The following is a 25,315-nucleotide window of genomic DNA, read 5'->3' on the forward strand; positions in this document are numbered from 1 at the left end:
TGGCTTTTTTGGTTCTATGGCTCCCAAAACCACGCTTACCTAAACCGATCCTGCCTGACGCTATTTTCACCACATAGCATTCTTTTAGACGGATCACACCGCACGACGAAAAGCCCTCAAAAAATGTGATGAAGTTAAAGTAAAACGTTTTCACCAATTTCATTTAGTAAAACTTTTACTAATAATTACCTCAGTCCAAAAAATACTCGTATTCACTACGACCCAATTACGCATAAGAACGTCGGCTAGCATTCAAATAGGCCGAGAGAGAGGCAACGTGAACAACTGGGAAAACTTCCTGAACTTACATGAGAACCGTATGGCACCACGTGCTTACTTCTTCTCATACGCATCAGAAAAAACAGCTAAGACATTTCAACGTGAATTAAGCAGCCACTTCCAACTATTAAGTGGTCAATGGAATTTCAGCTACTTCACCAACCCGTTACTGGTTCCTGAAGAGTTTTACTCTCAAGAGATGAGCGATTGGGGCCATATTACGGTACCAAACATGTGGCAGATGGAAGGCCACGGCGATCTTCAATACACAGATGAAGGTTTCCCATTCCCAATTGATGTGCCTTTTGTACCGTCAGACAACCCAACTGGCGCATATCAACGTTCGTTCTTCCTTGGCGACAGCTGGAACGACAAACAGACCATCATCAAGTTTGATGGTGTAGAGACCTACTTCGAAGTTTACGTAAACGGTGACTATGTTGGTTTCAGCAAGGGCAGCCGACTGACCGCTGAATTCGATATCTCTAGCCACGTAAAAGCAGGCAACAACCTACTTTCTATTCGTGTGATGCAGTGGGCAGACTCCACCTACATTGAAGACCAAGACATGTGGTGGACAGGCGGTATCTTCCGTGATGTTTACCTTGTTGGTAAAGAACAACTTCATGTTCAAGACCTAACGGTTCGCACTGATTTCGACGACGCTTACCAAAGCGCTACTCTTTCGTGCAACGTTGCTCTAGAAAACCTAGCAGCAGCGACAAACGCAACCCTTGAGTACGCATTGCTTGATGGCAGCCAAGTTATCTCCCAAGGCTCTGTAGATAACTTAACGGTTCCTAACCAGCAGACTGGCGGCAATGCGAACACTCAATTCTCTATCGATGTCGTGAACCCTGTTCAATGGAACGCTGAAAACCCATACCTTTACCAATTGCTGCTGACGCTAAAAGATGCAGACGGCAAAGTGCTAGAAGTGATTCCACAACGCGTTGGTTTCCGTGACATTAAAGTTCGCGATGGTCTGTTCTACATCAACAACAAATACGTGATGCTGCACGGCGTAAACCGTCATGACAACGACCACCTAAAAGGTCGCGCGGTTGGCATGGATCGCGTTGAGAAAGACCTAGTATTGATGAAGCAACACAACATAAACTCAGTACGTACCGCGCACTACCCGAACGACCCTCGCTTCTACGAGCTATGCGATATCTACGGCCTATTTGTTATGGGCGAAACCGATGTCGAAACACACGGCTTTGCTAACGTTGGCGACTTAAGCCGCATCACTAACGATGCAGCATGGGAAGCTGTGTTTGTTGAGCGTATCGAACGTCATATCCATGCTCAGAAGAACCACCCTTCTATCATCATGTGGTCACTAGGCAACGAGTCAGGCTACGGCTGCAACATCCGCGCTATGTACGATGCGGCAAAAGCGATTGATGACACCCGCTTGGTTCACTATGAAGAAGACCGTGATGCTGAAGTGGTTGATGTTATCTCTACCATGTACTCACGTGCTCAGCTAATGAATGCCTTCGGCGAGTACCCACACGAAAAACCACGCATTATCTGCGAATACGCACACGCAATGGGTAACGGCCCAGGTGGCTTAACCGAATACCAAAACGTGTTCTACAAGCACGATGCAATTCAAGGTCACTACGTTTGGGAGTGGTGTGATCACGGCATCTTAGCTCGTGATGAAGCGGGTACTGAGTTTTACAAATATGGCGGTGACTACGGTGACTACCCGAACAACTACAACTTCTGCATGGACGGTTTGATCTACCCAGACCAAACACCGGGCCCAGGCTTAAAAGAGTACAAACAGGTTATTGCACCAGTGAAGATCCGCGACTTCAATTCTGAAGACGGCACATTCACCGTTGATAACAAGCTGTGGTTCTCAAATATTGATGACTACACCATCACTGCAGAAGTTCGCGCTGAAGGCGAAACCATTGCAGTACAACACATCAAGGTTGAAGAGTTGGCTGAAAACTCTAGCCGCGAACTGACACTTAACTTGCCACAGCTTGATGAGCGCGAAGTGTTTGTGAACTTTACTGTGCGCAAAGATTCTCGCACGCCTTACAGCGAAGCGAACCACGACATTGCGGTGTACCAGTTCCAAGTGAAAGAGAACACAGCACAGCTAGAAGCCTTCATCAACAACAATGCAACGGCACTGAATGTTGAAGAATCTCGTCTCGCCTATCTAATCAAAGGTCATAACTTCGCACTGAACTTCTCGAAAGTGAACGGCAAGCTGACGTCATGGTTGGTCAATGGCGAAGAGATGATTAAGTCAGAACCACGAATCAACTTCTTCAAGCCAATGATCGATAACCATAAGCAAGAGCACGATGGTTACTGGGAGCCAGCACACCTACAGATCATGCAAGAGCACTTCCGCACGCTGAAGGTGGAAGAGAACAACGGCAAGGTAGAGATCACGACCACCAGCATCATTGCTCCACCTGTATTTGATTTCGGTATGCGTTGTGAATACCGCTACCAAGTTAATGCTGAAGGCCAATTGAACGTTGAGCTAAGCGGCGAACGTTACGGTGAGTACCCGCATGTGATTCCTGTGATTGGTTTTGATATGGGCATCAATGGCGACTTCGACCAAGTTCAATACTACGGCCGCGGCCCTGAAGAGAACTACCAAGACAGCAAGCAAGCCAACATGATTGATGTGTACCAATCAACCGTCGCAGACATGTTCGAGAACTACCCGTTCCCACAAAACAATGGCAATCGTCAGCATGTTCGTTGGGCTGCGCTTTCAAGCCGTGCGGGTAATGGTATTGCAGTAAAACCGCAGCAAGAAATCAACTTCAGCGCATGGTTCTACACCAACCAAAACCTGCACCAAGCACAACACACCATTGAGCTAGAGAAAAGCGGTTACATCACGCTAAACCTAGATCACCAAGTAATGGGCTTAGGCTCCAACTCTTGGGGCAGCGAAGTGCTCGACTCTTACCGCGTGTATATGGATGAGTTCCGCTACGGCTTAACTCTGATTCCATTCCAAGCAGGCGATTGCGACGCGCAGCACCTAATCAATCACAACTTTGGCGATGAGTTTTTTACGGTCAATGCACCACAAGCTCAACCACAACTGAACGAGGCATAAACGATGATCGTTTTAGAGAACTTAGAACAATTTAAAGTCGTCTACCGTGATGGTCGTAAATGGCAACGCTGTGTAGAAGCGATTGAAAACATCGGCAACATCAAAGATGGCGTGATGTATTCAATTGGTGATTCACTGGCTTACATGATTGAAGACGGCGTGGCTCGCAATACAGAAAACTTCACCGGTAATCGTCGTTACTTCGATGTGCACTACTACCTAGAAGGCCGTGAAACGGTCGAGTTCGCAGCGAAATCAGAGCTAGAGCAGATACAAGCTTACAGCGATGAAACCGACCGCGAACACCTAATGGGTAACGGTGAAACTCGTGAGCTAGTTGAAGGCCAAGTGGCGATCTTTGACAACAACCAAGCTTACCGCTTCCACGGTGATAGCCGAGTTCGCAAAGTGGTATTGAAAGTGACTATTGAAGACGGTTACTTCCTCAACAAATAACAACAACCCTATCTATTCGCAGAGTGAGCCTTGCCGTTCAAGGCTCACTGAATAATTAACTCTCTAAGTCACCGAATAAAGACTTAGGACCATAACTACTATAATTACGTGATTCCCGGAGGACACTACTATGTCTGAATCTGTACGCGGAAAGTTAGGCAAATTTGCCCTACTCTCCATGACATTTGCAGCGGTATTTAACGTTCGCAACATCGTAAACAACAATATCGAATTGGGACTAAGTTCTGCCCCTATCTTTTTGCTTGCGACCCTTATCTACTTCATCCCGTTCGTGTTCATCATTGCCGAATTCGTTTCAGCAAATAAAAACTCTGAGTCAGGTATGTATGACTGGCTGAAAAAGCCACTCGGAACCAAAGCCGCTTACCTAGGTTCATTCCTATACTGGTTCGTAAACCTGTTCTGGTTTGTATCTCTACTACCAAACGTCATTGCTTACGCATCTTACGCGATGTTGGGCTACGAATACGCCTTCTCTCCACTAGTGACTTCGGTGATCTCGATTGTTCTATTTGCCGCTGCAACCCACATCTCGACTAAGGGGGCCACTTGGCTAGGTAAGATCTCTGAAATCGTGGCTTACGGTGTATTCGCACTATTCGCAATCTACGTTATCGGTGCACTAATGGCGCTAGGCGGCGACCACGTACCAGCTGAACCAATCACGCTTCAAGCTATGTCCCCGACCATTAACTGGGCAACGCTAGGCATTATGTGTTGGATCTTCCAAGCAGCTGGCGGTGCAGAAACGGCGGCAGCTTACTTAAACGATGTAAAAGGTGGCCACAAGTCATTCATCAAGGTGATCATTGGTGCAGGTATCGCTATCGGTTCAATGTACGCTGTCGGCTCACTGCTAGTAAACGTGTTCGTTGCTCGTGAAGACCTAACCTATGCGGGTGGTATGGTTGAAATCTTCACAGGCATGGCTCAGTTCTTCAGCATCTCAGAATCTCTAGTTGGTCGCTTCGTTGGTATCGTTCTATTCGTTGCTATGTTTGGCTCAATGATGATGTGGACAGCAGCACCGGTGAAAATCCACTTCTCTGAAATTCCAAAAGGCGTTTACGGTGAGAAAACGACAGAGCTAAACGAACATGGTGTTCCAGTCCGTGCAGCATGGTGGCAGTTTGCGTTCGTATTCGTGATGCTTGTGGTTAACGGCTTCGGCTCGGAATCAGTACAAGACATGATGAACACTGCAATCAACCTAACAGCTGGTACCGCAATGCTACCGCCTATCTTCATCATGGTGGCGTACTTTGTGTTCCGCTTGAAGCATGACGACACACCGCGTGATTTCCGTATGGGTACTCGCACTCAAGGTATGGCTGTGGTTTCAGTTCTGATTACTATCTTCGTTGTGAGCATGACAGCGTCAGCCTTCCCAACAGGTGTAGACCTAGTTCAAGCCTTCTTCATCAACGTATTTATGACAGCGGTATTCTCTGGCATTGCATGGTGGTGGATCTCTCGCTTTGAAAAGAAGCAAGCAGGTAAAGAAGCTAAGCTAGAAACGGCTAAGCAGTCGTAACCAGAGTTAACCTTCAGTATTTATAAAAAAGCGCCTAATACGGCGCTTTTTCTATTTAAATCAACACATTAAAGTCCAACCACCAATAATAAAAACGCCATTCCGTCAAGTGTAAACCTCTCATAAACACCGATAAATCGCTAAATAAAACAGCTACAAAAACCAAGGTAAAATATTAACTAAATATATTTACTCAAGCTCACATATTTGACTAATTTCAGTTAACTTATTGGCGTCTAATCTTTAATCTTCTTGTTGAAGAGATAGCCACTTCTACACCATAAAAACGACACAAAGCCCCTACAAGCCTTTTAAATAGTCGAAATGTAGATGTTCAACTCTTCCATCCTCTTCTTTGTTAAATATTGACTTCAGCAAGTAATAAATTTACTTAAAGAATCATAAACACAGAGAAGACCGATCGTAAAAATAACAACAATAATCGCTCTCCCCCTTCTTTAAGAAAGGTAGTTAGCAAACCAACACAATAATGAAAACGCGGTCTAGATTTTCCTCTCTAGAACCAAGTACTAACGATCATCAACGTGATTCACCGGAGAACATCATGTCCGATAATAAACGCAGTACGATAGGCAAGTTTGCCCTACTGTCTATGACCTTCGCGGCGGTTTATAGCTTTAACAACATCATTAATAACAACATCGAAATCGGCCTCTCTTCGGCTCCGATGTTCTTTTTAGCAACCATCTTTTATTTTGTTCCTTTCTGTTTGATTGTTGCTGAGTTCGTATCCCTGAATAAAGACTCAGAAGCAGGTGTTTACTCCTGGGTTAAAAGCTCTCTTGGCGGTCGCTGGGCGTTTATTTCAGCTTACACATACTGGTTTGTTAACCTATTCTTCTTCACGTCTCTGCTGCCTAGAATCATCGCTTACGCGTCGTATGCTTTCTTAGGTTTCGAGTACATCTTCACGCCAATGACCACTGCGATCTTGAGTACTATTTTGTTTGCGGTCGCGACGCACATCTCTAACAACGGCGCGAAACTGTTAGGTCCTATCACCTCATTAACTTCGTCACTGATGCTACTACTAACCATGTCTTACATTCTGCTATCAGGCGGTGCGTTGATCGGTGGTATCGAGCCAGCTGACCCAATCACCATTGAAGCAATGACGCCAAGCTTTAACTGGGCATTCCTAGGCGTCATCACATGGATCTTCATGGCGGCTGGCGGCGCTGAATCGGTCGCAGTTTACGTAAACGACATCAAAGGCGGTCACAAGTCTTTCGTTAAGGTGATCATCATTGCGGGTATCTTTATTGGTGCGCTTTACTCGGTGGGTTCTATCCTGGCTAACGTATTCGTATCTCGTGAAGAGCTTAAGTTCACTGGTGGTTCAGTACAGGTTTTTGAAGGCTTAGCACTCTACTTCGGCTTACCTGAAATTCTTATGAACCGCTTTGTGGGCATCGTTTCTTTCACTGCGATGTTAGGCTCTCTACTGATGTGGACAGCAACTCCGGTTAAGATTTTCTTCTCTGAGATCCCCAAAGGTATCTTCGGCGAGAAGACAGTCGCTCTAAACAAACAAGGCGTACCGGAGCGTGCAGCTTGGGTTCAATTCTTCATCGTGATTCCATTGATGTTCATCCCGACGCTAGCGTCTGACACAGTGCAAGATTTAATGAGCACTATCATCAACATGACTGCAGCAGCTTCTATGCTACCGCCACTGTTCATCATGATTGCGTACCTGCACCTACGCCTGAAACTCGATCACCTACCACGTGACTTCCGCATGGGTTCTCGCCCCGTTGGTATCGCTGCAGTGTCAATTCTTATTGGTATCTTTACGGTGGGCTTCTTTGCATCAACCTTCCCAACAGGTGCTGACATCATGACCATCATTTTCTACAACGTCGGCGGCATTGTTATCTTCCTTGGCTACGCTTGGTGGAAATACGGTCAATACGAGAAAAGCCTTTCTGCAGAAGAGAAAAAGCTAGAAGCAAGGCCTGAACCTGCAAACGCCTAAGGCATTGGTATCTGATTAACAGATAACAATTCAGACTAAGGATTTTCATCAAAGACACTCAACTAACCGTGAGTGTCTTTTTTCTTATATTTTGTTCTATTTTTCATTCACTTAATAGATACAACCCAGCGCTATCATCTGTTTGTACGTTCAACTAAAACTCGGAACAAAACGAAGGTAAATATTTTACTAAAACAGATCACACTTTCGAGTTAAAGGGATTTTAAACAACACATTTATCAGTAATATCAGTCGGGAGAACGCGAGTAACCTGACCACTACGCCTTGAGAGCACCCCACATTAGAAGTCAGAACTGCTTACGATTCTTCATTTACTAACCCGACACAGAAGTGAACAAAATGAAAAGTAGTTTTACTAAAACCACTCTTATCGCTAGTTGTGTTCTTGCTGCGTTATCAACCCAAGCTTACGCACAAGAAAGCGCTGCTAACCACAGCGACACTCAGCCCCCTAAAACAGAAACTGAAACCCTATTTAACTTCTATGGTGAGCTTGGCCTTGGTGGTCATGTTGCCCTAGAAGGTGACGACAAGGGCCGCTACGCCGACGGCACTTACATTGAAGCTGGCTTGGCTATCGAGCATGGCAATTGGTTTGGTCTTGCTTACATGGAAGGCTGGACAGTCCAAGCCGATGACGAAGGTAATGCATGGGCTACAGGTCATGGTTGGGGCGGCTTCGAAGGTGGTTTTAACCGCTTTTATGCTGGTTATCGCACTGATGCAAAAACAGAATTTATTGTCGGTCGCATGGACTCATCTCTGGATGACGTCCAATGGTGGGGTGACCCAACCGTAGAGTACGGCTACGCGATCTCAAACACTCGTGACGTACACGTGGGTGTGAAGATACAAAACCTAGAAGGCAAGCTGCGCTACAGCGTTTCCTTCGCTCCAGAGTCTGACTTCTCTGAAGACGATGCGCTGATTCACTTTGGTAAATACGACAACTTCGCAGACCAATGGAAAGACAAAAACGCCATGGTCAACGGTTATGTCCAATACGATCTGACTGACGACCTAACCCTAATGGGTGGCGGTGAAGTTCGTAATAACGACGGTGGCGAACTTCTACTATTAGGTGCTGAGTACAAGAACTTTGCTACGCGCGTTTGGCACGACACTGACAAAGGCAATCAAGAGTCTTTCGGCAGTGAGTCTGGTATTCAAACCAGCGCTTGGTACGAAGCCGCACAAGGTGTTTACCTATCAGCAGCCTACAACTACGCTAACTTTGATGGTGATAACGGCGAAAAAGAGATCACTTCTTACATCAACGCAGGTGTTTGGTACGAATACGGAAACGGTGCATTTGCGACCGCTTTCGATAGCCGCTTTGGCGTAGGTAGCGACACTGAAATTGGCGACGCACAAGTGTTCGCAATGCAATACTTCTACTGGTAATAACAGGAAATCACTATGAAACTGAACAAATCATTCGCAGCTATCGCTATTGGCGCAGCACTTGTTGTTACTGGTTGCGCATCAAATACAGGCTCTGAAGAGCTTCAAGCAAATCAATTTAAAAACGTTATCGACCGCACTGGCTCACCAGAATACATGCGAGACTATGATTTCGATGACCATCAACGCTTTAACCCTTTCTTCGACCTAGGCGCATGGCACGGTCACTTGTTACCAGACACGGCTGAAGGCATGGGTGGCTTCCCGGGAACTGCGCTGCTTACTGAAGAATACATTAACTTCATGGCTGATAACTTTGACCGCCTAAGCGTGTTCAAAGATGGCAAAAAAGTCGAATTCACGATGGAAGCTTACAGCCTACCGGGCGCATTGATTCAGACGCTAAAGTCTGACGATGTTACTGTCGAGATGACGATGCGTTTTGCTTCTAACCGTACCTCTCTGCTGGAAACTAAAATCACCACTGACTCACCAGTTGAGTTAGTGTGGGACGGTGAACTGCTTGAAAAAACACACGCCAAAGAAAGCGTAGCACAAACCGATAAAACCATTGCCGAGACTTACCCTGACTACAATCGCCAAATCGTTGCAACGGACGATGGCCTAAAGGTCACTTTTGGCAAAGTGCGTTCAACGTGGGATCTACTGACTTCAGGCGAGTCTGAATACCAAGTTCATAAATCGATTCCAACCCAAACTAAGGTCGATGGCCTAACGTTTACTTCAACCGCAAGCATTGCAGAATCAACCACTATCTACACCACATACTCGCATGTGCTAACGGCAGACGAGGCGAAAGCGGAGCAGCCTGAAATCAAAAAGATCATGGCAAACCCTACCGACTTCTTAGCGGCATCGGAAGCGCGCTGGGAAGGTTACCTAGAGATGGGCTTAACCAACCCGGATGCGACGCCTGAGCAAGAGCGTGTTGCGGTAAAAGCGATGGAAACCCTAAACGGTAACTGGCGTGGTGCAGCCGGTGCGATGGAGTTTGACTCTGTGACACCTTCTGTAACGGCGCGTTGGTTCTCAGGCAACCAAACATGGCCGTGGGATACATGGAAACAAGCTTACGCGATGGCGCACTTCAACCCAGACGTAGCGAAAGACAACATCCGCGCAATGTTTGCCTACCAAATTCAAGCTGATGACCCTGTTCGCCCTTGGGATGAAGGCTACGTGCCAGATCTACTGGCTTACAACCTAAGCCCAGAGCGTGGCGGTGACGGTGGTAACTGGAACGAACGTAATACTAAGCCAAGCCTAGCAGCATGGGCGGTAATGGAAGTTTACAAGACCACCAGCGATGAAGCTTGGCTAGAAGAGATGTACCCAAAACTAGTGGCATACCACGACTGGTGGCTACGTAACCGCGATAACAACGGCAATGGCGTTCCAGAATACGGCGCAGCGCGTGACAAAGCACACAACACTCCAGAAGGCGAAATGTACTTCACTGTGGTTCGTGGTGACAAACACGAAACCGTTGTAGGTCAAGCAGCACTGGATAAAGTGATTGCAGAAGGTAACTATGACTACATCGAGAGCCCAGCTCAAACTGCGGCATCTTGGGAGTCAGGTCGTGATGATGCGGCAGCCTTTGGTTTCATCGATAAAGACCAGCTAGACGCCTACGTAGCCAACGGCGGAAAACGCAGTGATTGGGATGTTGAATTCGCCCAAAACCGCGCGGAAGACGGCACCCTGTTAGGCTACTCACTGCTACAAGAGTCCGTTGACCAAGCAAGCTACATGTACAGCGATAATAAGTACCTAGCGGAAATGGCTGACATTCTAGGCAAAGAAGCGGAAGCGAAAGAGTTCCGTGAAAAGGCTGAGCACCTATCGAACTACATCAACACCTGTATGTTCGATGAAGGCACGAACTTCTACTACGACATTCGTATTGAAGATAAGCCGTTAGCCAATGGCTGTGCTGGTAAACCGATTGTAGAACGTGGCAAAGGCCCTGAAGGTTGGTCACCACTGTTTAACGGTGCAGCAACCCAAGCACACGCGGATGCGGTGGTCTCTGTGATGAAAGACACCTCAGAGTTCAACACCTACGTACCACTGGGCACGGCAGCGCTATCTAACCCAGCATTCGGCCCAGATATTTACTGGCGTGGACGCGTATGGGTAGACCAGTTTTACTTCGGCCTGAAAGGCATGGACAGCTACGGTTACCGTGATGATGCGATTGAAATGGCAGGCGCTTTCTTCGACCACGCTGATGGCTTGGTACAAGACGGTCCTATCCGTGAGAACTACAACCCATTAAACGGTGAGCAGCAAGGTGCGCCAAACTTCTCTTGGAGTGCTGCTCACTTGTACATGCTTTACAACGATTTCTTTACTGACGCAGAGTAAGTCAAAGCTTTAACATCGTTCTAAAACCACTACAAAAACAAAGGCACCCAACATGATGTTGGGTGCCTTTTTCTTTGAATCAACTTTCAGTTCATTTAGGTTACTGTAGTATTTGGCCTACCATGTTCTTTTTACTCCACAAGCAGATCACCAAGCCTCTATGCATCAAAGAATCGAACCTGATAACGGTAGTGCTCTTGTGTTAATTTGAACTCATCATGCACACTTGGCGTCCATGAATCATCTCCACCAACCCCCATATGAAAGCCATCGACGTAAACAAACAACTGGTCTTGCTCGGTGAGATCACAAGTGTGTTTGGCCTGCACAAGTTGCTGCTGTCCAAAGCGGCTGACCGAAAAATGAAAATCGCCCTGTAATTTAAATCCGCCAATAACGGCCTCACGCACATCGCAACGCAACCCACAATCAGACGGGAAAATATAAGGAGTATGCATCTGCTCTATGTTCTGCTGATAGCGACCAATATGAGCCGAGCTTTTTCTGTCTGGGTAGTTTTCATGTGGCCCACGACCAAACCATGTCACCTCATTCGACGTCTCTTTTAGCGCAAAGGATAAACCAACACGTGGCAGAGATGGCAGACCTTTGGCGGCCTGAACATGCACATCGATAATCACTTCGCCATCAGAGAACAATTGATATTGCCAAGTCGACAACAGGCGTACTTGTCCTTCAACAACATGAGCAATTTTCGACGTCACCAATACCTTGTTTTCATGCGTGAAGAAGGAGAAATCAATGCACTCTGGCGTCAGAGAATCTAATCCCGCGGCTTGCCATCGCGCTATCCATGAGTTGGGATCAACGCGATTTGCTTCACTCACACCAATATCGTTATCCAGTGGCGCGCGATAGAAGTTATCACGAATGCCGCAGGCAAGCTGTTCAACGCCCTCTTTCAACCAGCTTTCAAGAGTACCCATTACACGGTCGAACTCAACGCGATACTGTGCGCCGATAATGATGAGGCTTTCAGCACTCTCGACGACCTGCGGTGGATGCTCAGAGGTATTATCGTCCAACACCAGTTGTGACGATGTCGGTAGGGTGAGTTGCTCGGTGGCTGTAACGTAACCTTTGCTTGCCCACTTAGTATCTTGATGTAATCTCACTTCTAGATTTAGGTGGTTGAGCGCATTGGCCTTTTGAGGAAGCACAATGCTGTCTAACTCAATCTGAATACTCGACTCTGGTTCTAACAACAGTTCAATGCTGCCACAACTTTGCTCTTCTCCTTCTTGAGTAATCGACCAATAAAGGGTTTCTTTATCACTTGAGCAAAAAAGGTTCTCGCTGCGCACTTCAATCACCAAAGGCTCAGGCGATATCAGAGCGAATTGATAAAACTGCTGCGCCTTTTTTACCTCGTTCAAGCTCGGGTGCAGGGTTCGGTCTGGGAACACCAATCCATTGATACAGAACTGACGGTCATTAATCTCATCACCAAAATCGCCACCATACCCCCAATAAGGCTTGCCTTTTGCGTCGGTTTTGGTGATGCCTTGATCAACCCAGTCCCAAATAAATCCGCCTTGCAGCCTTGGATTATCGCGAAAGGCTTGCCAGTATTTATCAAAGCTACCTAGGCTGTTGCCCATCGCGTGTGCGTACTCACATAAGATCAGCGGACGCTGCTCATTCGGCAATGCGATCGCTTTGCGAATTCCAACACGCGGCGTCACCTCTGGTTGATGAGCAACGACAGGTAAATCCCAATCCACTCGCGCATACATAGGGCACATAATATCGGTAGCTGCGGTATCCGCCCCACCTCCTTCATATTGAACAGGTCGAGTTGGGTCGCTCTGTTTAACCCACTGGTAGAGCGCATGATGGTTGCGCCCTATCCCTGACTCATTGCCAAGTGACCAAATGATCACACTAGGGTGATTCTTATCGCGTTCGACCAAGCGAGTCATGCGACGCATATAAGCATTGAGCCAAGAGGCATCGTCTGATAGGCGGCACATGGGTACTTGTCCGTGGGTCTCGATGTTTACTTCATCAACCAAGTACAACCCATATTCATCACACAGCTCATACCAAAGTGGATGATTCGGGTAATGGGCGGTTCGCACCGCGTTGAAGTTGTTTTGCTTGATGAGTTTAATGTCTTGAATCATTCCCTCACGAGTCATGGTATGCCCAAGTTCAGGGTGATGCTCGTGTCGATTCACCCCTCGAATTAGCAGCGGCTTACCATTAACTTTAAGCAGGCCATCGCTGATCTCAACGCTGCGAAAACCGACATCGTAAGCCTCACAGTCGAGCAGCTCGCCTTGTTCATTCTCTAACGAGATAACACAGCGATAGAGATAGGGAGATTCAGCACTCCATTTGTGGGGGTTAGCAACGGAATTCTGGCTGTATGCCACTTCCTGCCAAGGCCCTTTTTCATCGACATATCGTTGGCCAAAACCGACAACATCAGGTTCAATGACTTTCTGACCTTGCACATCATACAGTTCAATTTTTACCTGATGAGCATCACTACTCTCATCACTGTTTTTTGATATTTTCACATCAACACAGAGCTGCGCGTCGCGATAGGCAGCGTCTAATTGAGTTTCGATTTTTACGTCTTCGATCGCTGTCTTCGGCTTAGTGAGCAAGGTAACGTCGCGGAATATGCCGCTCAACCACCACATATCTTGGTCTTCAAGGTACGAGCCATCTGACCAGCGTAATACCATAACTGCTAACGAGTTTTCTCCCACTTTGACAAACGCCGATAGGTCAAACTCAGCTGGCAAACGGCTGTCTTGTGAATAGCCCACCCACTTGCCGTTACACCACAAATGAAAAGCAGAGTTGACGCCATCAAACACAATTCTGTGGGTATTCGTCAATGCTTGCTCTGTGCATTGAAAAGAGGTTCGATAAAGCCCTGTAGGGTTATCGCGAGGCACAAATGGCGGGGTATCTGCAAACGGATACTTCACATTGGTATAAATCGGTTTGTCATAGCCTTGCATCTGCCAATTACTCGGAACTTCCATCGAGTCCCAGGTTGCATCGTCAAAATGCTCTGCAACCATGGCTTCACTAACCAACTCTGGCGCATCAAACAGCTGAAACTTCCAGACCCCATTTAAAGATTTGGTATTCGAAATGGTTCGTGCAGCTGCATCTTCTCGAGAGGTATACGCCTTCAAAGGAGCATGCGCTTCCAGCACGTTGTGATGTGTAATGTGTTGATTTTCCCACTCACGAGCGGAGATGATTTGAGAGAAGCTTCTCATTAACTGTTCCTTGCGATAAACCGTTCAGAGTGTGTCATTGTCAATATGACTTAACTGCCTTTAACCAACAGCAGTGGCAGTGAGGTGAGTCGCACCATAAATACTATTGACGATGACACATACAGAGTGATGAAAACCGCAGCGACAATCGCTGCGGCTTGATCTCAATTACTTAAAGGCGCGTTTGCTTACCTTGTCTAGCTTCTTAAGAATCTTATCGATACGTTCAGGGTGAACCATAAACTCTTGGAAGCCTTTCATCCCCTCTTTTGCCATCGCCGGGTTGGTGTCGCGATCATAGAACTGTGCAGTACCATCACTCGCCGCTAACATCGCAACGCCTTTGTCTAAGAACGGATCTGACTTAGCTTTTGCTTTGTTGTTGGTTGGGATCTGCAGCAGCATCTCATTGATTAGCTGTTGGTTCTCAGCACGAGCGACAAACTCTAAGAACTTACGAGCATCAGCTTTGTTCTTCGCTTTTGATGGAATGTGCAGGGTATCCATTGGCGCATCTTCTGCCATTGGCACGCTTGGGTCGATGACTGGGAATTGGAAGAAATCCATCTTGCCATCAAGCTCCGCCGGGAAGTTTGGCGTAATGAAGTTACCCATTAAGTACATCGCTGCCTTACCGTTGTATAGGAAAGGTTGCGCTTCTTGCCAAGAGTAAGATGCATGGTTATCTAAGAAGTAGCCTGGCTCAACCAACTCAGCCCAGTTAGCGAATGTTTTCTTCACACGCTCATCGGAATAAGGCACCTTGCCATCCATCAATTGGATATGGAAATCTAAGCCATTGGTACGCATGTTGATGTAATCGAACCAGCCAGCAGCCGTCCACAGATACTTAGTACCGATGGTAAATGGTGTCACGCCGTTTTCTTTTAGTGTTGCTGACGCCGACTTTAACTCTTCCCAAGTTTTTGGTTCAGCAATACCGTACTGCTCAAAGATGTCTTTACGGTAGTAGATACCCCATTGGTAATACGTGTAAGGCACACCATATTGCTTGCCTTGCACCGTCATCGCCGGCGCCGCTGCTGCAAAGTCTTGCTTCATGTTGTTGTCTGCCCAGATGTCACTCACATCTTCAAACAAGCCACGATCAACAAACGCCTTCATACGGTTACCGGCATACCAGAACACCACATCCGGTGGCGAGGTCACCAACCAGTTACGAATCGTGGTTTTATACGACTCATGGTCATACAGGTTGTACTTAACCGTGATATCAGGATTCTCTTTTTCAAAGCGACTGATGATCTCACTCCAAGCCTCTTTTGGGGCTGGGTCAGAGGCATCTGAGTTGATGACTAAGGTTCCTGCGAACGCTGTAGTCGAGACGGAGGCAGCAAGCACTGCAGTTGCAGCGATATGTTTCACGTATTTCATATGTAGGTCCTTGTTATAGAGCGGGGCTCACTAAGTCCAATTTTTATTATTGTGCTGGGTAGAGTTATTCGTGCTTTAGTTACTCTCTGTGTATCCATTTAAAGTGGATTGTTTATATAACGGCTCCTACTTTGAGGAGCCCTCATTGATTGTTTAGCCTTTGGTCGCTCCCAAAGTCAGGCCGGCAATAAAGTGCTTCTGCATGGTAAAGAACAGAACAACCGGTGGAATAGCCGCAACTACAGCACCCGCTGACATGAACTGCCACGACGCCAACCACTGACCTTGAAGTGAACTTAAACCAGCAGTCACTGGACGCACTTCATCGCTTTGAACCAGAACCAAGGCCCAGAAGAAATCATTCCAGATAAAGGTAAACACTAAGACTGCAAGTGCAGCTAATGCAGGGCGAACCAGCGGCAGAACTACATGCCAAAATATTTTCCATTCACTGACCCCCTCTACACGCGCAGCTTCGATCAAGGCATCAGGTATACCGACGATAAAGTTACGCATAAACAGAGTACAAAAGCCGGCTTGAAAGGCGATATGGAAAAAGATCAGAGCCCAGTGTGTATCGTACAAACCTAGGTTAATCGTCAGGTCACGTACCGGGATCATCAGGATCTGGAAAGGTACAAAGTTACCCGCAATGAACATCGCGAAAATCCAGAGGTTGGCCTTGAAGTTGTATTTAGCTAACGCGTAACCTGCCAATGTGGAGAGAGCAACCGCTCCCGCTACCGCTGGTAAAGTGATGATCAAGCTATTGATTAGATACTGTCCCATCGATGTGGAGGTGAACACCTGAGTGTAGTTTTCAATAAACTGAATCTCGCTTGGCCAGCCCCAGTAGTTACCTTTGTTGATGTCTTCCATCGAACGAATCGAGGTCATCATCACTGCAATAAGAGGGAGCAGCCACATGACAATAGAGATGGGCAGAGCCACTCGATAACTGATATTGGTAAAGCGTCCTGCTTTTTGAATCGGTTGTGGATACATTATTTTTCACTCCTCAACATACGCCACAAGAAGTAAGCGATATAGATATCCATAATCAGGAATAGAACAACGGAAACCGCAGCGCCATAACCCATTCGGTAGTTAAAGATCGACTCTTCGTACATTTGATACGCCAGTACTGTAGAGCTTCCCCACGGGCCACCAGCGGTCATGGTTGCCACTAAGTCAAATGAACGCAGAGCGCCAATTACGGTGACTACCACGGCAATAAAAGTGGCAGGTCGCAATTGAGGTAGCACCACATACCACAGCATTCGCCACTTCTTGGCTCCATCCAGTCGTGCTGCTTCCAACTGTTCAGGGTCTAGGTTGTTCAAGCCCGTTAAGTACAAAATCATGCAGTAAGAGATTTGTGGCCACAGGCCTGCCACGATAATCCCGTAGGTAACGTAATCTTCATTGGCGAGAATGGAGATAGGCTCAAAACCAAGTGAACCTAAGACGATATTGAACAGGCCAAAGGATGGATCGTAAAACCAGGCAAACACTAAGCCCACAACCACTTGTGAGATAACAAATGGAAAGAAGAAGAGAGACTTAACAACACGGATGCCTTTCACTTGTTGGTTGAGAAAGAGGGCGATAGCCAGACCACAAGGTGGCGCAAGCATAAAGAAGATCAACCAAAGGAAGTTGTTAGTCAGTGAGGTGTAGAACGCATCGGAGTCAAATAGCTCACGATAGTTCTCTAGCCCCACCCACTCTTTCTCACCAAGTCCATCCCACTCGAAAAAACTCAACCAGATACTGTCCACAATCGGAAAGATCACATAGAGCGAGAAGATGGCTATTGCCGGTGTTAAAAACAGCCACGGCGACAGCTTAGAGCTGATGCGCCTTTTCTTTCTGGCTGATGGGATGCGATTTTCTGGGTATATCGTTTTCACAGATTGCACCATTTTCCCAAATTCCTTGTCTTCATAGCTTTGTTTACAATTCCATTTGTTTCAAAGTTAATCGGCGAAACATCATCAAATTGCTAAGCTTTAATCGTAACCATGCTCAAATATTAATCTCAGCAATCATATTGTGTATCGTTATGTTTAAATTGTGTAAACGATTCCACAAAAAACAGAATACTTTGTAAAATTTGTATGAGCCGGATCAATAAATCGTGCGAGGCACCTAACAAATTTCTGATGAATGCGTATGTTTTAAAGGCAAAGTGATGTAGTCCAACAAGGCAAGGAGATAGCATGGCTGATATCAGCTTAAAAAAGGTCATTAAGCGTTATGGTGATGTACAGACCATCCATGGTGTTGATCTAGAGATAACTAACGGTGAATTCGTTGTTTTTGTTGGTCCGTCAGGTTGTGGTAAGTCGACGCTACTTCGTTTAGTTGCCGGTTTAGAAGAAATTACCGAAGGCGAAATTCATATTGGCGACGAGCTAGTAAACGATGTTGACCCTGCTGAACGCGGTGTTGCCATGGTATTCCAATCTTATGCGCTCTACCCACATATGACAGTGGAAGAGAACATGGGCTTTGGCCTGAAGATGAATGGCGTCGCAAAAGAGACCATCGATAAGCAGGTCACCAGTGCCGCTAAGACTCTACAACTCGAACACCTATTAAAGCGTAAGCCGAAAGAGCTGTCTGGTGGTCAGCGCCAACGTGTAGCGATCGGTCGCGCGATTGTACGCAACCCAAAGGTGTTCCTATTTGATGAACCACTCTCAAACCTAGATGCAGAACTTCGTGTCGATATGCGTCTACAAATCGCAAAACTACATCAAGATCTGCAAAATACCATGATTTATGTCACTCACGATCAAGTCGAAGCGATGACGCTTGCCGATAAGATCGTAGTACTTAGAGATGGCAGAGTAGAGCAAGTTGGCTCTCCATTAGAGCTTTACCATACCCCACAGAATGAGTTTGTGGCTGGCTTTATCGGTTCACCGAAGATGAACTTCTTACCTTGTGTAGTGGGCTCTTGCTCAGAGACTCACGCTCAACTTTCTATCAATGGTAATAGCCAAATCATCCTGCCACTTCCAAGCCAAAAGTTAGCAGAAGGACAACAGTTGACACTCGGTATCAGGCCAGAACACTTAGAGATAAGTGGCGGTTCTGACATCAAGATTGAGTTTCAAAGCGAAGTGGTTGAACGGCTTGGTAATAGCACCTACATGTTTGGTCAATCTTGCGGTATTGATGGCTTTAAGGTTCACCTCCCTGGCGACCAAGAGGTTTCTCGTTATCAATCTTTGGAGCTAAGCTTCTCTGCAAAAGACTGTCATCTATTCGATGTGCAGGGGCAGCGAATCGACTAACTGCCCGTTTATACAAAGCCAGTCTACGCACTGGCTTTGTCTTTCCCTCTCTCTTACCCAACCTCCCCTTCCTACTATCTTCTTGATCATACTGAAAGGGAAAACGTTACCAACACAGTGGTATTTCAGCTCTAAATCCCACTAATTTTGACCTTATAGGTAATCCGGACATTATTTTGATAGTTGTTTTGTTAATAAGCACTACACTAAAGCCTCACCCTTCCCTTTTTTGAGAAAACGTAAATGCCTAATGCTGATTCCAACCTAAACAAACGTATGGGAATCATTGCGCTCACTTGGCCAATATTCATTGAAGTTCTACTGCGAACCGCACTCAACACCAGTGACGTGTTCATGCTATCCGGATACTCAGATAAAGCAGTATCAGCGGTTGGTGTTATCTCGCAGATTTCATTTTTCCTGATCATTGTCTCCACCATGGTCAGCAGCGGAACAGGTATCTTGATTGCACAATACAATGGTGCGTCTCGTGACCAAGAGAGTGCGCATGTCGGCGTAGCCAGTATTGTCCTAGCCGTCATCACGGGCGTTTTATTGAGTATCCTAGCGGTGTTAGGCGCTGAATATTTCATTCCGCTCTACCAGCTTGAAGCGCAAGTGGAGCAGTACGCTCAAGAATATCTGTTTATCAGTGGTGCTCTGACTTTTAACGTCACTATAGGCGTAGTACTGACTACGATTCTTCGCAGCCACGGCTATTCAAAATCACCAATGGTCATCAATATGATTGCTGGTGTTATCAACGTTGTAGGTAACTACTGCGCGCTATATCAACCGTTTGGATTGCCCGTTTACGGTGTTCAAGGTGTGGCAGTCGCGACCGTTTTCAGCCAAGTCATTGGTATGTTTATCTTAATTGGTGTCGTTAAAAGCAAAGGGATCGACCTTCCGGTGAAACAATTTAGGTCTATCCCTAAATCTATCTACCAAAAGATCATCAAAATTGGCTCTATGAATGCGGGTGAGGTGCTATCTTACAACATGGCTCAAATCAGCATTACCTTCTTTGTGGTACAGATGGGAACATCATCACTGGCGGCGTTTACTTACGCGCAGAACATCGCTCGTCTTTCTTTTGCGTTCGCTCTCGCTATTGGTCAGGGTAGCCAGATTCAGACAGGTTACTACATTGGTAAAGGCTGGATTGATGAGATCACCACACGAGTACAGCGATACTTTGTGGTGGGCTTTATTGCATCGACCGTGATCACCTGTTTAGTCTACCTATTCCGCTTCGAGATCTTAGATGTCTTTACCCAAGACCCAGAGATCATCGCCCTGACGGCAAGTCTGATTGCAGGCTCAATACTACTTGAAGCGGGTCGCGTATTTAATCTAATTTTTATCTCTTGCTTAAAAGCCGCAGGCGACATTCAGTTCCCAGTAAAAATGGGCATATTGAGCATGTGGGGCATTGGGGTTGCCATGAGCTATTTGCTTGGCGTGCACTGGGGCTATGGCGTATTTGGCGCTTGGATGGCAATTGCGATGGATGAATGGTTCAGAGGCATCATCATGGCTCACCGTTGGCGATCGAAGAAGTGGACTAAGTACTCTTTCTAAACCGTATTTTGAAAAAAGAAAAAGCGCTAGGGGGAGCTAGCGCTAACCAACTAAATCCGTTTAGTGTGGGAGAGTTTTCAACTATATCAAACCGTTATAGTCGATACTAAAAACTTAGGTAAACGAAAAATTCTATTCATTACATCTGTAAAATTCTTTAATTTAAGTATAGTCAGATTCTGAAAATTGGCGTGATTTTTTTGTAGGAAAACACTGATATTTTAACCTCGTTTTTCCATCGCATTGTCTTCATTAATTATTGCCGACACCGCTTTGGAAACTAGGCTTCGTAAGTGTTTGTTTTTGTCTTCAGTGACCTTTCCTCGACGATAAAGTAACTGAATATCAAAGTCAGGCACATCAATAGGCGGAGTGATGGCAACCAAGCTCTCTTCTACCACCTCAGACCCACTACGAGCCACCAGCTTAGGTACAATACATAGTATTTTTCGACCACGGATCAATCGTTTCACGGTCAAGAAATTGCTTGAAGACAGAGCGACCTTTCGCGTTACACCGGCTTCGGCCAACTTAGCATCTACCCCTGTCTGCAATGCTCCGTTCGGAGAGACTAAAGCATGCTCGACTGTAACAAACTCTTCAATCGAGATTGGGTCACTGACGTTCAAAGTCTGACTGTCATAAAGACAAACATGCTGCTCAGTATAAAGGTGTTTAGTCCGATAAAGTGATGGCACTTCTCCAAAGCTTCCAATGGCGAGGTCTAACTTTGCCTCTTCGAAGACGTGTTGATAATTGGATCGGTTTACATTGAAGAACACAACTTGAGAATTAGGAGATTCAGTTTTAATGTAATCAAAGATACTTGGGCCAAACATCTGCTCCGCATAGTCGGTCAACCCAATCTTCCATGTACCTTGATAGGTATCAACATCAAACACTTTTGACATCAGAACTTCGGACTGAATAGTGCTCAATAGAGCATCAACGGTTACAGAGAGTTCTATCGCTCTGTCAGTCGCCTGCATGCGTGATCCAACTCGCTCAAATAGCGGATCATCAAATAGCTTTCGAAGCCTCTGCAAGCTATGACTCATTGCTGACTGACTCACATAACAACGCTCAGCAGCCTTGCTCACACTGTTGGTTTTATACAAAGCCTGCAGTGCAATCAATAAGTTAAGATCAATACCCTTCCAATTAAAATCCGTCACCAAGCAAACCCATATGATTCATAGTAATAATTAAAACAATTAATTTGAATCATAGTACAACTCCACATAAATTAGCCACAAACATTTATTTGGATACGATCATGCTTTCAATTTTTAAGACATTTTTCTGGCTTGGCTGGATCAGCTTTGGCGGACCTGCCGCGCACATTGGGTACTTTCGTAAGACCTTTGTTGAAAAATTAAACTGGCTGTCAGATGAAGAGTACGGTCAAATTGTGGCACTCAGCCAATTCCTGCCAGGACCAGGCTCAAGCCAAGTGGGATTTGCTCTAGGTTACAAAAAAGGCGGCTTAGCTGGCGCGATTGCCGCATTTGTCGGCTTTACCTCACCCTCTGTCATCTTGATGCTAGTGTTAGCGGTCGTCAGTGGTCAGTTCCTTGAAAGCTCCTTGTTCAACTCGATCATCCATGGTCTCAAGCTTCTTGCTGTAGTTGTCGTTGCTGATGCGACATTTGGCATGTATAAAAACTTTTGCCAATCAAAATTAGCCACCGCTTTGTGTGTTATCACTGCTGTTGTACTCTTGCTAATGCCCGGTATCTGGCCGCAAATCTTAGTGCTACTTTTTGCTGCGTTCATCGGCAGTCAGTACTTACTTCCTAAAGAGCCTAAGGCAATTCAAAGTACAAACAAAATCTCAGTAATGCCTCTGATTATCTTTGTTGCCCTATTAGTAGGCCTACCACTAGCAAGCTCGCTTTCACAAGGTATTGAAGTATTTGGGCTCTTCTATCAAGCCGGTAGCTTGGTATTTGGTGGCGGCCACGTAGTACTTCCGCTATTACAAAATGGTATTGGTGACCAACTGTCCCAAGATACGTTCCTAACCGGTTACGCAGCAGCACAAGCTGTTCCAGGGCCAATGTTTACCCTAGCAACCTATCTGGGCTACGTGCTAATGCCTTCCGCGCCTATTGTTGGTGCTCTTCTGGCGACTATCGCGGTCTTCCTTCCTGGCTTTTTACTACTGCTTGGTGTGTTAAAGAACTGGCAGGCTTTAGCAAGTAAGCCGAAAGTAGCAGGCGCTTTAACTGGGGTTAATGCTGCAGTTGTTGGCTTACTATTAGCGGCTCTATACCAACCGATCTTTACCAGTGCGGTAAACAATGGCTTAGATTTCGCATTGATTATTGTTGGTGTGTGGCTTCTCAAATCAGTTAAGCTACCGATCGTTGGCCTTGTCGGTGTGTTTATTGCGGCTGGTGTTGCTCTAAACTTTATTTAATGCGCTACGGTTGCCAACAAAGAAAAGGTTACTGAAAAAGAAAGTGTTACTAACAAAGAAAAGCGTCACACCACGGTGTGACGCTTTTTAGTTTGAGCCATATTACTTTAAGACCATATCTACTCGTCGGTTTTGCTGTCTACCTTGATAGGTGTCATTACTTGCGATTGGTACTAGCTCGCCTTTTGATACACCTTCAAGGGACTCTTTATCAGCTCCTTTCTGCACAAGATAGTTCTCAACAGAAGTCGCACGTCGCAAGCCTAGAGAGAAGTTATACTCTTTGGTACCTATGCTGTCTGTATGCCCTTCAACAAACAGGTTAGGGTTGTTACGCGTAATCTTCTTAGATAACTCGTCCAATACATAGATAGACTCAGGCGTTAAACGTGACTTATCAAACTCAAAATAAACACGCGCAACTACATCGCCACTATCAAAGTTCTCAAAGTTGCCCTGAGTAATCAAAAACTCGATACATTTAGGACTTACGCCTTGCCTTAACAACTCTCGGCGCAATTGATCTTGTGGAAAGACGTAGTCACTCTCTTGCTCAATCAATGAAAAAGGCCCTTGATTGATCGTCATTGCACGGCCTTTATGCGCTGAAATCGAGTGCTGAAAGTTCACATCATCTTGTGAGCAGTAATATTCCAATTTAGTAACTTGGTCTTCAGAGGCATAACCCGCTTGAGAATAACTAACCAAAAGCAACAGCGGTAATCCTACCCAGTAATTTGACTTTTTCATGTTTTCTCCTTGTTATCAGCGCATTCGGACTACCACTATTTCAAATGACCGATCTCTTCACTAATTAGCTCTAGTATTTTTGCGAGAATTTGATTTTTATTCTCCGCTTTAAATACATTGTCCTCGCCCGCACAGACTTTAAGGCCCACATTTGAATTCAGATCATAATCAAACCCAATAACAGCAATACGTGACAAAACATCGTCCTTATCTTTGTTATCCGCTTTCTGAGCATTTAAGTCATTTCGAATCTTGTCGCACAATCCGTGGTTATCATATAATTTTTCCGAAATCGCTTTATGAGAACGTGTCCCTTTGTTGGCGACTTGATTGTTACCTTTGTCAGCACCATCAGACAAAATAATAATCAATCTACGTGGGTTTTTCCCTTGCATTGCCAATTGTGCACCACGAATTAAACCTTGATGAGATGCAGTATAGCCATCGGGTCTAAAGGTTTTTACGTCAGTATTAAATTGAGTAAATTTCGTCGTTGGTTCAATATCATAAAAGATGGCATCTTCATAAATATTGGTCGTTCTACAATTTGCATTGCTTTTCTCTTTGAACACATTGCTAACTGTTTTAGAAAAATCGACTTCGACTTCTGGTTTTGGTACACCATTGTCAAATTTAATATTTACTTTGTAATCTAGCTGGTCTAAGTAACATTTATTATGATCAGAAACTCGAACATAATTATTGAAACCAACAAAAGAAATTGTATTGTCATCAAGTTGGACAATATCATTAAACTTCTGAAGCTCTACTGTCACTGCTGAAATAACATCTCTCAGATCTTGATATTTTTTCTGCTTGCCTCCCTTCCAGTTATTATCCATTGAACCTGAAAAGTCAGATACAAATACAACATCAACTGGGTGATCTTGGTATTTTCTAGATGTCCCTGAACTAGATACATTAAAATCATCACCAAAATTTTCGTCACTTGAAAACCAACTATCATGTTTGGTTGTTGCCGAGACTTGATATTGGAAGAAACGCGAACCGCCATTTTCCAAACCTGAAACACAATCAGGTATACTTTGGCAATCTAACTTTTGAATTTTAACGGACGTGATACTCTCCTTATCAGTCACATATGCATTAACATACGCCTTTACAATATCTTGATTAACTTTGCTCCCACTTCCCGAACCATCGTCAATGTTATCATCATTATGCGCCGATACCGCTAATGCAGCAGCTTCAAGTGCATCGTCTAAGCGAGCTTTATCTTGAATCGCACGTGCGCCATCAGTCCCTAAACTAAACAGAGCCCATAATGCAGGTAAAATTAACACTGTTAATATGCCCGCATGCCCCTTTTGCTTTCTAAATTTAAGCTCTTTATGGGATAGTAAGTCACTCAT

General features: G+C 45.5%; 16 protein-coding genes. 9 read left to right on the top strand and 7 right to left on the bottom strand.

All coding sequences use genetic code 11. The features are described 5' to 3' along the window. The first annotated feature begins 277 nt into the window (after positions 1-277). The 6 genes from ebgA to ygjK all read left to right on the top strand — a co-directional run bounded on the left by ebgA (position 278) and on the right by ygjK (position 11,220). On the top strand, positions 278-3,394 hold the full coding sequence (gene ebgA / locus KI655_RS15365) for a beta-galactosidase subunit alpha (RefSeq protein ID WP_285406805.1): 3,117 nt from the start codon (positions 278-280) through the stop codon (positions 3,392-3,394). Between the two features lie 3 nt (positions 3,395-3,397). Then, positions 3,398-3,850, top strand: coding sequence for a beta-galactosidase subunit beta (locus KI655_RS15370; protein ID WP_285406808.1), 453 nt, complete (start codon positions 3,398-3,400; stop codon positions 3,848-3,850). 130 nt (positions 3,851-3,980) lie between these two features. Then, complete coding sequence (locus KI655_RS15375; protein WP_150869178.1) at positions 3,981-5,405, top strand: amino acid permease; 1,425 nt, start codon at positions 3,981-3,983, stop codon at positions 5,403-5,405. A 565-nt stretch (positions 5,406-5,970) separates the two neighbouring features. Beyond that, on the top strand, positions 5,971-7,404 hold the full coding sequence (locus tag KI655_RS15380) for an amino acid permease (protein WP_285406811.1): 1,434 nt from the start codon (positions 5,971-5,973) through the stop codon (positions 7,402-7,404). Between the two features lie 360 nt (positions 7,405-7,764). Continuing rightward, positions 7,765-8,829 carry a protein YgjJ gene (gene ygjJ / locus KI655_RS15385; RefSeq protein WP_285406813.1) on the top strand — a complete coding sequence of 355 codons (1,065 nt, stop codon included), beginning with the start codon at positions 7,765-7,767 and terminating at the stop codon, positions 8,827-8,829. A gap of 15 nt (positions 8,830-8,844) precedes the next feature. Beyond that, entirely contained in the window at positions 8,845-11,220 is a 2,376-nt protein-coding gene (gene ygjK / locus KI655_RS15390) for an alpha-glucosidase (RefSeq protein WP_285406815.1), read from the top strand. Positions 11,221-11,378: 158 nt separating this feature from the next. Here the strand turns inward: ygjK and KI655_RS15395 are convergent, their stop codons facing one another. The 4 genes from KI655_RS15395 to KI655_RS15410 all read right to left on the bottom strand — a co-directional run bounded on the left by KI655_RS15395 (position 11,379) and on the right by KI655_RS15410 (position 17,806). Continuing rightward, positions 11,379-14,486 (bottom strand): beta-galactosidase, encoded by a 3,108-nt coding sequence (locus tag KI655_RS15395; RefSeq protein ID WP_285406818.1) that lies wholly within the window; start codon positions 14,484-14,486, stop codon positions 11,379-11,381. A 168-nt stretch (positions 14,487-14,654) separates the two neighbouring features. Next, the gene (locus tag KI655_RS15400) at positions 14,655-15,881 is read right to left on the bottom strand and encodes an ABC transporter substrate-binding protein (protein ID WP_150869181.1); all 1,227 of its coding nucleotides are present in this window, start codon (positions 15,879-15,881) and stop codon (positions 14,655-14,657) included. A gap of 153 nt (positions 15,882-16,034) precedes the next feature. Then, complete coding sequence (locus tag KI655_RS15405; protein ID WP_032551606.1) at positions 16,035-16,886, bottom strand: carbohydrate ABC transporter permease; 852 nt, start codon at positions 16,884-16,886, stop codon at positions 16,035-16,037. Further along, the gene (locus KI655_RS15410) at positions 16,886-17,806 is read right to left on the bottom strand and encodes a carbohydrate ABC transporter permease (RefSeq protein WP_032551605.1); all 921 of its coding nucleotides are present in this window, start codon (positions 17,804-17,806) and stop codon (positions 16,886-16,888) included. Before KI655_RS15410 ends, KI655_RS15405 begins: the two co-directional genes overlap by 1 nt. Positions 17,807-18,103: 297 nt before the next feature. Here KI655_RS15410 and KI655_RS15415 point away from each other — a divergent pair, with 297 nt between their 5' ends. Both KI655_RS15415 and KI655_RS15420 read left to right on the top strand, forming a co-directional pair. Beyond that, positions 18,104-19,186: an ABC transporter ATP-binding protein gene (locus KI655_RS15415; protein ID WP_285406823.1), complete on the top strand. Its 1,083-nt coding sequence runs from the start codon at positions 18,104-18,106 to the stop codon at positions 19,184-19,186. Positions 19,187-19,429: 243 nt separating this feature from the next. Continuing rightward, positions 19,430-20,770 carry an MATE family efflux transporter gene (locus tag KI655_RS15420; RefSeq protein ID WP_285406825.1) on the top strand — a complete coding sequence of 447 codons (1,341 nt, stop codon included), beginning with the start codon at positions 19,430-19,432 and terminating at the stop codon, positions 20,768-20,770. A gap of 221 nt (positions 20,771-20,991) precedes the next feature. On the opposite strand, the gene KI655_RS15425 is transcribed toward KI655_RS15420, so the two are convergent. Next, positions 20,992-21,945 (bottom strand): LysR family transcriptional regulator, encoded by a 954-nt coding sequence (locus KI655_RS15425; protein WP_285406827.1) that lies wholly within the window; start codon positions 21,943-21,945, stop codon positions 20,992-20,994. Positions 21,946-22,046: 101 nt separating this feature from the next. Here KI655_RS15425 and chrA point away from each other — a divergent pair, with 101 nt between their 5' ends. Further along, positions 22,047-23,192 carry a chromate efflux transporter gene (gene chrA, locus KI655_RS15430; protein ID WP_285406829.1) on the top strand — a complete coding sequence of 382 codons (1,146 nt, stop codon included), beginning with the start codon at positions 22,047-22,049 and terminating at the stop codon, positions 23,190-23,192. 102 nt (positions 23,193-23,294) lie between these two features. On the opposite strand, the gene KI655_RS15435 is transcribed toward chrA, so the two are convergent. Together KI655_RS15435 and KI655_RS15440 are read right to left on the bottom strand one after the other, a co-directional pair. Further along, the gene (locus KI655_RS15435; protein WP_285406831.1) at positions 23,295-23,942 is read right to left on the bottom strand and encodes an OmpA family protein; all 648 of its coding nucleotides are present in this window, start codon (positions 23,940-23,942) and stop codon (positions 23,295-23,297) included. 35 nt (positions 23,943-23,977) lie between these two features. Beyond that, positions 23,978-25,315 (bottom strand): pilus assembly protein TadG-related protein, encoded by a 1,338-nt coding sequence (locus tag KI655_RS15440; RefSeq protein ID WP_285406833.1) that lies wholly within the window; start codon positions 25,313-25,315, stop codon positions 23,978-23,980.

This window comes from Vibrio sp. D404a (assembly GCF_030248535.1).
Taxonomy (GTDB): Bacteria; Pseudomonadota; Gammaproteobacteria; order Enterobacterales; family Vibrionaceae; genus Vibrio.